At 65.4% G+C, this 11,793-nt stretch carries 11 protein-coding genes; 7 read left to right on the top strand and 4 right to left on the bottom strand.

Annotation, left to right across the window (positions count from 1 at the left end; genetic code table 11):
* Window positions 1–17: 17 nt before the first annotated feature.
* Both pncB and ACYAF3_RS07910 read right to left on the bottom strand, forming a co-directional pair.
* Window positions 18–1,217 carry a nicotinate phosphoribosyltransferase gene (gene pncB, locus ACYAF3_RS07915; protein WP_016852194.1) on the bottom strand — a complete coding sequence of 400 codons (1,200 nt, stop codon included), beginning with the start codon at window positions 1,215–1,217 and terminating at the stop codon, window positions 18–20.
* Between the two features lie 2 nt (window positions 1,218–1,219).
* The gene (locus ACYAF3_RS07910; RefSeq protein WP_003095584.1) at window positions 1,220–1,879 is read right to left on the bottom strand and encodes a nicotinamidase; all 660 of its coding nucleotides are present in this window, start codon (window positions 1,877–1,879) and stop codon (window positions 1,220–1,222) included.
* Window positions 1,880–1,988: 109 nt separating this feature from the next.
* On the opposite strand from ACYAF3_RS07910, the gene ACYAF3_RS07905 reads away from it, so the two are divergent.
* Both ACYAF3_RS07905 and ACYAF3_RS07900 read left to right on the top strand, forming a co-directional pair.
* Window positions 1,989–2,591 (top strand): adenylyltransferase/cytidyltransferase family protein, encoded by a 603-nt coding sequence (locus ACYAF3_RS07905; protein WP_003123559.1) that lies wholly within the window; start codon window positions 1,989–1,991, stop codon window positions 2,589–2,591.
* A 14-nt stretch (window positions 2,592–2,605) separates the two neighbouring features.
* Window positions 2,606–3,301, top strand: a complete 696-nt coding sequence (locus tag ACYAF3_RS07900; protein WP_003095579.1) for an NUDIX domain-containing protein — start codon at window positions 2,606–2,608, stop codon at window positions 3,299–3,301.
* Window positions 3,302–3,347: 46 nt separating this feature from the next.
* Here the strand turns inward: ACYAF3_RS07900 and ACYAF3_RS07895 are convergent, their stop codons facing one another.
* Both ACYAF3_RS07895 and ACYAF3_RS07890 read right to left on the bottom strand, forming a co-directional pair.
* Window positions 3,348–4,973: a methyl-accepting chemotaxis protein gene (locus ACYAF3_RS07895; protein ID WP_003099990.1), complete on the bottom strand. Its 1,626-nt coding sequence runs from the start codon at window positions 4,971–4,973 to the stop codon at window positions 3,348–3,350.
* A gap of 56 nt (window positions 4,974–5,029) precedes the next feature.
* Entirely contained in the window at window positions 5,030–5,968 is a 939-nt protein-coding gene (locus ACYAF3_RS07890) for a LysR substrate-binding domain-containing protein (protein ID WP_003095575.1), read from the bottom strand.
* Window positions 5,969–6,587: 619 nt separating this feature from the next.
* Between ACYAF3_RS07890 and ACYAF3_RS07885 the strand changes: the two genes are divergently transcribed.
* The 5 genes from ACYAF3_RS07885 (at window position 6,588) to ACYAF3_RS07865 (ending at window position 11,731) form a co-directional block, all read left to right on the top strand.
* Window positions 6,588–7,712: a branched-chain amino acid ABC transporter substrate-binding protein gene (locus ACYAF3_RS07885; RefSeq protein ID WP_003116179.1), complete on the top strand. Its 1,125-nt coding sequence runs from the start codon at window positions 6,588–6,590 to the stop codon at window positions 7,710–7,712.
* A 234-nt stretch (window positions 7,713–7,946) separates the two neighbouring features.
* On the top strand, window positions 7,947–8,861 hold the full coding sequence (locus tag ACYAF3_RS07880) for an ABC transporter permease subunit (RefSeq protein ID WP_003095571.1): 915 nt from the start codon (window positions 7,947–7,949) through the stop codon (window positions 8,859–8,861).
* Window positions 8,862–8,871: 10 nt separating this feature from the next.
* Complete coding sequence (gene livM / locus ACYAF3_RS07875) at window positions 8,872–10,149, top strand: high-affinity branched-chain amino acid ABC transporter permease LivM (RefSeq protein ID WP_003099983.1); 1,278 nt, start codon at window positions 8,872–8,874, stop codon at window positions 10,147–10,149.
* Window positions 10,146–11,018, top strand: a complete 873-nt coding sequence (locus ACYAF3_RS07870; RefSeq protein ID WP_003095566.1) for an ATP-binding cassette domain-containing protein — start codon at window positions 10,146–10,148, stop codon at window positions 11,016–11,018. Before livM ends, ACYAF3_RS07870 begins: the two co-directional genes overlap by 4 nt.
* Window positions 11,015–11,731: an ABC transporter ATP-binding protein gene (locus ACYAF3_RS07865; RefSeq protein WP_003095563.1), complete on the top strand. Its 717-nt coding sequence runs from the start codon at window positions 11,015–11,017 to the stop codon at window positions 11,729–11,731. The genes ACYAF3_RS07870 and ACYAF3_RS07865 overlap by 4 nt, the downstream gene beginning before the upstream one ends.
* The last annotated feature ends 62 nt before the right edge of the window (window positions 11,732–11,793 follow it).

The following is an 11,793-nucleotide window of genomic DNA, read 5'->3' as shown; positions in this document are numbered from 1 at the left end:
CGTTAGGTGCGAAAGGATTAGGCCGGCACGTTGAAGACGTGGCGGAGGTAGGCGACGAAGTTCTCGTCGCGGCATTGGGTCTTGCCCGGGGCGTCGGATAACTTCGCCACCGGATGGCCGTTGCAGGCCGTCATCTTCAGGACGATGTTCATCGGCTCGACCCCCGGGATGTCGCAGGTCAGGTTGGTGCCGATGCCGAAGCTGACGTTGATCTTGCCACGTAGCGCGCGGAACAGCTGCAACGCCTTGGGCATGTCCAGCCCGTCGGAGAACACCAGGGTCTTGCTCAGCGGGTCGATACCCAGGCGGCGGTAGTGGGCGATGGCTTTCTCCGCCCAGGCCAGCGGGTCGCCCGAATCGTGGCGCAGGCCGTCGAAGAGCTTGGCGAAGTACAGGTCGAAGTCGTCGAGGAAGGCATCCATGGTAATGCAGTCGGTCAGGGCTATGCCGAGCTGTCCGCGGTACTCGCGGACCCAGCAGTCCAGCGCCGCTTGCTGGCTGTCGACCAGCCGCGGGCCGAGTTGCTGATGGGCCATCAGCCATTCGTGGGCCATGGTGCCGATCGGCTTGAGGTCGTACTCGCGGGCCAGGTGCACGTTGCTGGTGCCGACGAAGCGCCCGGGGAAGTCGCGCTTGAGGATATGCACCACTTCCTCCTGGGTGCGGTAGGAGAAGCGCCGGCGGGTGCCGAAGTCGGCGACCTGGAATTCCGCGAGTTCCTCGCTGCTGGCCTGGGCGGAGAGCCAGTCGAGCTTGCGATAGAGCTGCTCGCCGACCTGTTCCAGGACCACCTCGCGGTAGCGATAACGGTTGCGCACCTCGCTGACGATGGCCAGCAGCGGCACCTCGAAGAGGATCACGTGCAGCCATGGGCCGCGCAGGCGGATTGCCAGTTGGCCATCCTCGATGCCGGTGTGCACGTAGCGCAGGTTGAAGCGGAACAGGCTGAGGAAGCGGATGAAGTCCGGCTTCATGAACGGGATGCGTTCGAGGAAGGCGAGCTGGTCGGCGGTTACCTCGACTTCGGCGAGGCGCTCGATCTGGTAGCGGATCTCCGCCAGGTACGGACGCAGGTCCTCGGCGTTGCGGCAGCGGAATTCCCACTCCACTTCGGCGTTGGGGTAGTTGTGCAGCACCGCCTGCATCATGGTCAGCTTGTAGAAATCGGTATCGAGCAGGTTCTGCACGATGCGCTCGGCAAAGACGCTTTCGGCCATGTTCACTTCTCCTTGTCGGCGCCGGCGAGGGCGCTATCCAGTCGTTCCAGGTCGGCGCAGAGGATCACCCCGGCGTCGCGCATCTCGTCGCAGGCCCGCTGCGCGGTGTCCTCGGCGATGGCCCGGCAGGCGGGCAGGTAGAGCAGCACCTCGAAACCGGCGCGGCGCAGTTGCAGGGCGGTGTTCTTCACGCAGTAGTCCAGCGCCAGGCCACCCACCAGCACATGGCTCACGCCATTCTGCCTCAGGTATTCGATGACCCCGGTGCTGCGGCGTTCCGCCAGATCGTGGTAGCAGGCGCCGTAGGGATGCAGGTCCGGCTCCACGCCCTTCCAGACGAAGAAGTCGTAGTCGATCGGCCGCGGCAGTTCGTCGAGCAGCTCGAAACCCGGCGTACCCGGTACGCAGTGGCTCACCCAGGTCAGGTCGGCATCCGGATAGGCCAGCGGCCGCAGCATCTGCTCGGCGCTTTCCACTACCCAGGCAGCCTTCGGGCTGTGCGCGTCCTTGCTGCCCAGGCGCAGCGCGGCGCGGCTGGCCAGTTGGTTGAGGGCGGCGCCGATGGCGTCGCCGCCGGGCACCGGCAGTTCGTCCGGGCACAGCGGGGTGAAGCCTTTCTGGGCGTCGACATCGAAGCTGGCGATCTTGCTGGGACGATTCATGGAAGCCTCCGCTTGACGGGTTGGGGCTGAATGTGGGTACATAATTCATCACGTGAAATAAGTCGTCAAGCACTTGTACTACAAAATTTCGCAGTGGAAGGTATTTTCTATGCGTGATGAAATAAGTTCCCGGATTCGCCGACTGCCTGCCGGGATGAGCGGCGGACGCGCCCCCGACTTCGCCCTCGCGGTCTACGGTGGGGCGTTCGACCCGCCGCACCCCGGCCATGAGTCGGTGATCCGCCGGGCGCTGCTTTGCGCCGAACGGGTCGCCCTGGTGCCGAGCCACCGCCACGCCTTCGGCAAGCGCATGGGCGATTTCGAGCTGCGCTGCCGCTGGCTGGCGCGGCTGGCCCGGCGGATCGATCCGCGGCGGGTGTATTGCGAACCGATCGAAGCAGGATTGATGCCTGATCGTCCGGCGGTCTACAGCATCGACCTGCTGGAAGCGCTGGCCGCGCGTAGCGGCCTGGCGTCACCGCGGATCGCCCTGCTGATCGGCGCCGACAACGAGGCGGAGCTGCCGCGCTTCGAACGCGCCGCCGAATTGTGCTGGCGCTTCGGCCGGCTGGTGGCGGAGGAGCGGCTGCCGCTGCACAGCTCGATGATCCGCCAGCGCCTGCGTGAAGGGCTGGCGGTACCGGAGGCCTGGTGCCTGCCGGAAGTGAAGGACGAACTGCACTGCTATGGCGGCGAACGCCAGGCGGGCTGAAGAGAGGAGTGACGATGAGTTCAGCGGAAGTATTGGCCAGCGTGGATATCGTGGCGTTGCGCCTGAACCCCGGGCACGGACTGGAGCTGTTGCTGATCCGCCGCGCCCAGGCGCCTTTCGCCGGCCAGTGGGCCTTGCCCGGCGTGCTGGTCAACGGCCGCAGCGCCGACCACAGCCTCGACGACGCGGCGGTGCGCGCCCTGCGCGACAAGGCGCGGCTGGAGCCGGCCTACATCGAGCAGGTGGCCACGGTCGGCAACGCGGTACGCGACCCGCGCGGCTGGTCGCTGAGCGTGTTCTACCTGGTGCTGGTCGGTCCGGACACCCGGGTGGAGGACGACGACCTCGACTTCGTGCCGCTGCGCGACGTTCGCAGCGAGCGCTTCGCCCTGCCGTTCGACCACGCCCAACTGGTACAGCAGGCCTGCGAGCGCCTGGCGAGCAAGTCGGTGTACAGCGCCCTGCCGCTGTTCCTGCTGGCGCCGCGCTTCACCGTGGCCGAGGCGCTGAAGGCCTTCGAGTGCGCCATCGGCCAGGAAGTCCAGCATTCCAGCCTGCGCGGGCGCCTGGAGCGGATGAAGGAGGCTGGCTGGGTCGAGGACACCGGCGAACGCCAGCGTCCGCCCATGGGGCGCCCGCAACACGTCCTGCATTTCACCCCGAAGCCGGGCGGCGCCTTCGTTTTCGACCGCAGCCTGCTGGCGTCCTGACAAACGGGTGCGGCAGGGCCGGTGAGGCCGCTCCCTGCCGCGCTTGCTAGACGGTGAAGCGCTGGATCTGCTGCTCCAGTCCGTTTGCCAGCTTCGCCAGCTCGACACTGGAGGTGGAGGTCTTCACCGCGCCCTCGGCGACTTCGCCGATGCTGGCATTGAGCGAGTCGATGTTCTGGCTGACCTCGCTCGCGGTGGCGGTCTGTTCTTCCGTCGCCGTGGATATCTGCGCGTTGCTCTGGGCGATACCTTCGACCGCCTGGGCGATGAGACCGAGCGCCTTTCCCGCCTCGTGGGCGCGCTGGACGCTGACCTGGGCCTGCTCGCGTGACTGCTGCATCACGCTGACCGCGCTGCTGGCGCCTGCCTGCAGGGCTTCGATCATCTCGCGGATGGTTTCGGTGGCCTTGTGCGTATTGGTGGCCAGGCTGCGCACTTCATCGGCGACCACCGCGAACCCGCGTCCGGCCTCGCCCGCCCGTGCGGCTTCTATCGCGGCATTGAGGGCGAGCAGGTTGGTTTGCTGGGCGATGTTCTGGATGACTTCCAGAACGGTGCTGATTTCCTCGGTCTTGTTGCGTAGCGTGTCGATGACGGCTCCCGCCTCTCCGACCATGACCGACAGGCCCTGGATGGCGTCGAGGTTCGCATGCACGAGTCCGGTTCCGGTGTGCGCCTCGCTGTTCGCCGATTCCGCGCTGGCTGCGGCGGCCTGGGCGTTCCGCGCCACGTCCTGGACCGCCATGCTCATCTGGTGTACCGCCGTGGCGACCATGTCGGTCTGGTCGCCCTGGGACGTGGCGACATGGCTGACCTGGTTGCTGATGGCACTCATCTCGTCCGAGGTGATGGTGAGCTTCCTGGCTGTCTCGGCGAGATGCCGAAGCAGCGCCTGCTGGCTTTCCAGCATCATATTGAAGGCGCGCGCCGTATCGGACACTTCGTCGCGCCCGCGCGCATCGGCGCGGAGCGTGAGATTCGAGGAGTCCTGCACGCGGCGGATCACCCCGCGCAGATCGGAAAGCGGGCGCATGATCGACAGGCTGATGAACCAGGCCGCGGCGACGATGAGGACCAGGGCTGCGGCGCCGATGAGCAGGAAGGTGGTGCGCATGGAGTCGTAGCGTTTCTCCATCTGCTCGTTGAGCTTGGCGCCTTCACTGAGCTGCAGGTCGATCAGCGTCGACAGCGCGGTTCCCAGCGGATCGAACGCACCATACATCTCGCGATTGAACGTGCCGGCCTCGACGTTTCGCAGGCTTCCGGCCCTGGCCTGCTCGCCGTATGCCAGGGTCATCCGCTTGACCCGTTCCAGGGTGGGGACCAGCGACTCGATGATTTCCTTCTCGGCGGCAGTCCGGTGGTCTGCGGAATAGTCGGCCCACGACTTCTCGATGCGCGACAGCGCCCCACTCAACTCCTGCTGCAGGCGCTCTTCATCGAAGACCCCCGCACGGTACTTGTGCAGGGCGTCGACCACGCTGACCGCAACGGCGTCGGCGACGATCTTGAGCTGGCTGATGGGCTTCATCCGGTTGTTGAAAAGGTCCTGGAAGCTGGCATCGAGTCGACTGGCGTTGGCCAGCGCCATCGCGATGACCGTGACGAGCATCGTCAGCGGTAGCAGCGCCAGGACCAGCAGGCGGATTCGAACCGTGACGCCAGTGAGCATGGGACGTTCCGAGGTGAACCGAGTGAGAGTAAAGATGGTTCCGCGCAGCGGAAACGTCAAACCGGGCCGTGGCGCGTCTGGCGGGGGCCCGCTGAGGGTTGCTCCTGCTCCAGGCGCTCTACCATCCACTCGATGAAATGGCGCACCTTGGGGACTTCCGCGGCATGCTCGGGATAGGCCAGGTAGTAGGCCTCCTGGCTGGGCAGGGCGTGCGGCCAGGCGATCGCCAGCTTGCCTTCGGCGAGTTCCTCCTCGACCAGGAAGCGCGGTAGCAGGGCTACCCCGCAACCGGCCTGGGCGGCGCGGATGCACATGTAGAAGGTGTCGAAGCGTGGACCGTGGTAGCAACCCTGGCAATTTCGCTCCAGGCTGGCGAACCAGTCGTGCCAGGCCTCCGCGCGGCTGGCGTTCTGCAGCAGCACCAGCCCCGCCAGTTGGGTCGGTTCGTCCAGTCCGCCGGCCGGCAGCAGGGATGGCGCGCAGACCGCCACCAGTTGTTCGCCGAACAGGCGGATGCACTCGGCGCCCGGCAGGGTGCCGGGGCCGAAGAAGAACGCCAGGTCGCAATGGCCCTGGCGCAGGTCGTCCGGTTCCAGTTCCTGGCGCAGGTCGAGGTGGATGTTCGGGTGGCGGTGGCGCCAGCCGTTCAGTTGCGGGATCAGCCAGCGCGCGCCGAAGGTCGGCGGGGTCGCCACTCGCAGCACTTCGGTCTCGCCGCCGTAGGAAAGCAGGAAGCGGGTGGACAGCTCTACCTGTTGCAGGATGCGTCGTACCTCGGCCAGGTACAGCTCGCCGGCCGGGGTCAGTTGCAAGCGCTTGCGCACCCGGCGGAACAGGGCGTGCTGCAGTTGCTCCTCGAGTTGCGCGACCTGCTTGCTCATGGCGCTCTGGGTCAGGCTCAACTCTTCGGCGGCGCGGGTGAAGCTCAGGTGCCGGGCTACCGCTTCGAAGCATTGCAGGGCGGTCATCGACGGCAGGCGGCGTTTGTTCAGCATGGCGGGTTTCCTGGCGCGGGTGGAGCGGGCGGAACGCGTTATATGAATAAACGGAATGACGTGGGGAGGAAAGCTCGCTTGCCGGAGTGCCGCGCGACGCTTATTACTGCCGGCAAGTCTCGCGATAGAGCATTCGCTGGCTTATGACGAATCCGTCACAGCGCTTTGCGCCGAACGTGGCGTCGCTCACGGATATGTCCATGTCGTATTCGAATCGACTTTTTCCGCCAAGTACCGAATCCCGGGAAGTTCATGTTCATATTAATTTTAAAAACCGCTCTGTCCTGCACTTTCATTGAAAAAGAGGACCTCAATTAGTGCGTGCAGCGCACCAGTGACGTGCAGTTTCTAACCGCTTCAATATCGTTGTAGAGTTATTCCTAGGATCGGTTCAGGCCTTGTGAGGCCTGGGCTGTAGCTCTCCGAAGGGGATTCGGAGAAATGCCTAAATGACTGATTTCCAATAACAAAGATAAAAACGGAAAGGAGGGCTAAAGTTCTTGTGGCCGGCCACTCAGGAAAAAAACGAATGGCACGCCGCTTGCTCTGCCTGTTGAGCGAAACACAACAACAACATCGTAGTTACGAGCGCCAACATCATCCTCAGGAGCAACACCCCATGTCCAAGAAGCTGTTCAGAAAAGGCATCCTGGCTCTCGCGGTTTCGTCCGTGATGGGTCTTTCCACGCATGCGCTGGCCGACGTCGTGATCGGCGTGGCCGGACCGCATACCGGCGCCAACGCCTCCTTCGGCGAGCAATACTGGCGCGGCGCGTCCCAGGCGGCGGAAGACATCAACGCGGCGGGTGGGATCAACGGCGAGAAGATCAAGCTGGTCAAGGCCGACGACGCCTGCGAACCGAAGCAGGCCGTGGCCGTGGCCAACCGCCTGGTGGACCAGGACAAGGCCATCGCCGTGGTCGGCCATTTCTGCTCTTCTTCGACCATCCCCGCATCCGAGGTCTACGACGAGGCCGGGATCATCGCCATCACCCCCGGTTCCACCAACCCGCAGGTCACCGAGCGCGGACTCTCCGGGATGTTCCGCATGTGCGGCCGCGACGACCAGCAGGGCGTGGTCGCCGGCGACTATATCGTCAACGTGCTCAAGGCCAAGAAGGTCGCGGTGATCCATGACAAGGACACCTACGGCCAGGGCCTGGCGGACGCCACCAGGGCGCAACTGAACAAGCTCGGCGTGAAAGAGGTTCTCTACGAGGGCCTGACTCGCGGCGAGAAGGACTTCAACGCGCTGGTCACCAAGATCCGCGCCTCCGGTGCCGAGGTCGTCTACTTCGGCGGCCTGCATCCGGAAGCCGGTCCGCTGGTACGGCAGATGCGCGAACAGGGACTGACCGCCAAGTTCATGTCCGACGACGGCGTGGTCACCGACGAACTGGCGACCACCGCCGGCGGTCCGCAGTACGTCAAGGGCGTGCTGATGACCTTCGGCGCCGACCCGCGGCTGATCCCCGACGGCAAGGCGGTGGTGGAGAAATTCCGTGCCGGCGGTTTCGAGCCGGAAGGCTACACCCTCTACTCCTACGCCTCGATCCAGTCCCTGGCGGCGGCCTTCAACGGCGCCGGCGCCAACGATCCGGCCAAGGCCGCCGAGTGGCTGAAGTCGCATCCGGTGCAGACCGTGATGGGCAAGAAGGAATGGGACAAGAAGGGCGACCTGAAAGTCTCCGACTACGTGGTCTACGAGTGGGACGACAAGGGCAAGTACCACCAGTTGCCCTGATCGCGCTCGACCGCCATGCGCCGGGCACAGGCCCGGCGCATGGGTAAGTCCGGGAGCTGCTGAAGTGCTCGCCCGTGCTTGCCGCCGTAGTGCGGATTCACCGAAGACGTCTGCGTGTGGTCGGTCTGGAGTCCCGCGATCCGGGGCCGTTTCAGTAGCACCCGTCCGCTTTCACCGGCGAGCGCCGGCGCGCCTTACAAAGGCCGTCGCGATTCGCCCTGAAGAGACTGAAAAATGGACGGCATCTTCCTCCAGCAAATGATCAACGGGCTGACCCTCGGCTCGGTCTACGGCCTCATCGCCATCGGCTACACCATGGTCTACGGCATCATCGGCATGATCAACTTCGCCCACGGCGAGGTGTACATGATCTCCGCCTACCTGTCGGCCATCGCCCTTGCCCTGCTGGCCTTCTTCGGCCTGCAGAACTTCCCGCTGCTGATCCTCGGCACCTTGCTGTTCACCGTGCTGGTGACCTGCACCTACGGCTGGGTGATCGAGCGCATCGCCTACAAGCCGCTGCGCAACTCCACGCGCCTGGCGCCGCTGATCTCGGCGATCGGCATGTCGCTGATCCTGCAGAACTACGTGCAGGTGGCGCAGGGACCGCGCCAGCAGGGGATCCCGACCCTGCTCGACGGCGCCCTGAAATTCCACGTCGGCGACGGTTTCGTCCAGCTCACCTACACCAAGCTGTTCATCCTGATCGCTTCGCTGATCGGCATGGCGGTGCTGACCTACGTGATCCGCTACACCAAGCTCGGGCGCATGTGCCGGGCGACCCAGCAGGACCGCAAGATGGCTTCGATCCTGGGGATCAACACCGACCGGGTGATCTCCTACGTGTTCGTCATCGGCGCGGCGATGGCCGCCCTGGCCGGGGTGCTGATCACCATGAACTACGGCACCTTCGACTTCTACGCCGGCTTCATCATCGGCATCAAGGCGTTCACCGCGGCGGTGCTCGGCGGCATCGGCTCGCTGCCCGGGGCGATGCTCGGCGGCCTGGTGCTGGGAGTGGCCGAGGCGCAGTTCTCGGGGATGGTCAACACCGACTACAAGGACGTGTTCGCCTTCTCGTTGCTGGTACTGATCCTGATCTTCCGTCCCCAGGGCCTGCTCGGCCGCCCGCAGATCGCCAAGGTGTAAGGGGACGACGATGAGCAACGAGACTTCCATCGATCTCAAGCAGTGCGTCCTCGATGCCGTGCTCTCCGGGTTGATCGCCCTGGTGGTGTTCGGCCCCATCGTCGGCGTGGTCCTCGACGGCTACGGCTTCAACCTGCATTACGAGCGGGTCGGCTGGATCATCGCGATCGTGATGGCCGGGCGCTTCCTGCTCAGCCTCTACCTGCAGACCCGCGGCGGGCGCGCCGTGCTGGAGCGCTTCGAGGGGGCTGGCAGCGGCGTCCACGTCCTGCCGCCGGGCTACAAGACCCGCTTGCGCTGGATCGTGCCGCTGATCCTGGTGGCCGCGGTGATCTTCCCGTTCTTCGCCAGCAAGTACCTGCTGGCGGTGGTCATCCTCGGCCTGATCTACGTGCTGCTGGGCCTGGGCCTGAACATCGTGGTCGGCCTCGCCGGGCTGCTCGACCTCGGCTACGTGGCCTTCTACGCCATTGGCGCCTATGGCCTGGCGCTGGGCTACCAGTACCTCGGCCTGGGCTTCTGGACCGTCCTGCCGCTGGCCGCGCTGACCGCCGCGGTGGCCGGGGCGATCCTCGGCTTCCCGGTGTTGCGCATGCATGGCGACTACCTGGCGATCGTCACCCTGGGCTTCGGCGAGATCATCCGCCTGGTACTGAACAACTGGCTGTCCTTCACCGGCGGGCCGAACGGCATGCCGGCGCCGGCGCCGACCTTCCTCGGCCTGGAGTTCGGCCGCCGGGCCAAGGATGGCGGGGTGCCGATCCACGAGTTCCTCGGCATCGCCTACAACCCCAACATGAAGTTCCTGTTCATCTACGTGGTGCTGTTCCTGGTCGTGCTGCTGGTGCTCTACATCAAGCACCGGCTGACCCGGATGCCGGTCGGGCGCGCCTGGGAGGCGCTGCGCGAGGACGAGATCGCCTGTCGCGCGATGGGCCTCAACCATGTGCTGGTGAAACTCTCGGCGTTCATGCTCGGCGCCTCCACCGCGGGACTGGCCGGGGTGTTCTTCGCCAGCTACCAGGGCTTCGTCAACCCGTCCTCGTTCAACTTCTTCGAGTCGGCGCTGATCCTCGCCATCGTCGTGCTCGGCGGCATGGGCTCGACGGTCGGGGTGGTGATCGCCGCCTTCGTCCTCACCGTGGCGCCGGAGCTGCTGCGCAGCTTCGCCGACATCCGCGTGCTGCTGCTCGGGATACTCATGGTGGTGATGATGATCTGGCGGCCGCGCGGGCTGATCCGCATCAGCCGGGTGGGCTTCGCCCCGCGCAAGGGGGTGGCGCCATGAGCGACAAGATCCTCAGCGTCGAGCACCTGATGATGCACTTCGGCGGCATCAAGGCGCTCAACGACGTCAACCTCGACGTCGAGCGCGGTTCGATCACCGCGCTGATCGGCCCCAACGGCGCCGGCAAGACCACCGTGTTCAACTGTCTCACCGGCTTCTACAAGGCCACCGGCGGCAACATCCTGCTCAACACCCAGGGGCGCACCACGGACGTCATCCAGGTGCTCGGCGAGCCGTTCCAGCTGGACGACTTCGTCAAGCCGCCGCAACTGGGCAGTCGCCTCTACTACAAGATGTTCGGCGGCACCCACCTGGTGAACCGCGCCGGGCTGGCGCGGACCTTCCAGAACATCCGCCTGTTCAAGGACATGTCGGTGGTGGAGAACCTGCTGGTGGCGCAGCACATGTTCGTCAACCGCAACCTGCTCGCCGGCATCCTCAACACTCCCGGCTATCGCCGCGCCGAGAGCGAGGCGCTGGACCACGCGTTCTACTGGCTGGAGGTGGTCGACCTGGTGGACTGCGCCAACCGCCTGGCCGGCGAGATGTCCTACGGCCAGCAGCGGCGCCTGGAGATCGCCCGGGCCATGTGCACGCGGCCGGAACTCATCTGCCTGGACGAACCGGCCGCCGGCCTCAACCCGGCCGAGACCCACGCCCTGAGCAACATCGTCCGCTACCTGCGCGACCACCACGGGATCACCGTACTGCTGATCGAGCATGACATGGGCATGGTGATGAACATCTCCGACCACATCATCGTACTCGACCACGGCGACGTGATCGCCCGTGGCAACCCCGAACAGATCCGCCATGACGAGAAGGTGATCGCCGCCTATCTCGGTGCCGACGAAGAGGAGCTGTCATGAGCGCGGCGTTGCTGGAATTCCGTGAGGTGGACGTGTTCTACGGGCCGATCCAGGCGCTGAAGAAGGTCTCGCTGCAGGTCAACGAGGGCGAGACGGTGAGCCTGATCGGCGCCAACGGCGCGGGCAAGTCGACGCTGTTGATGTCGATCTTCGGCCAGCCGCGCGCGGCGGCCGGGCAGATCCTCTATCGCGGCCAGGACATCCGCCAGAAGTCGGCGCACTACGTGGCGTCCAACGGCATCGCGCAGTCGCCGGAAGGACGCCGGGTGTTCCCCGACATGAGCGTCGAGGAAAACCTGCTGATGGGTACCATTCCCATCGGCATGGACCACGCCGAGGAGGACATGCAGCGCATGTTCGAGCTGTTCCCGCGCCTGAAGGAGCGGCGCAACCAGCGCGCCATGACCATGTCCGGCGGCGAGCAGCAGATGCTCGCCATCGCCCGCGCGCTGATGAGCCGGCCGAAGTTGCTGTTGCTCGACGAGCCCTCCCTGGGCCTGGCGCCGATCGTGGTCAAGCAGATCTTCCAGACCCTGCGCGAGCTGGCCAGGAGCGGCATGACCATCTTCCTCGTCGAGCAGAACGCCAACCATGCGCTGAAGCTCTCCGACCGCGCCTACGTGATGGTCACCGGGGAAATCCGCATGAGCGGCAGCGGCGAAGAACTGCTCGGCAACCAGGAGGTGCGCAACGCCTATCTCGGCGGACATTGAGCACGCCCCGCCCCGGCTGCCTGGCCGCCGGGGCGGGCGCTGCCCTGGAGCCACGGAGGAAA

The sequence above is a fragment of the Pseudomonas sp. TZ252 genome, from assembly GCF_056110345.1.
This window is presented reverse-complemented; position numbering and strand designations above follow the sequence as displayed.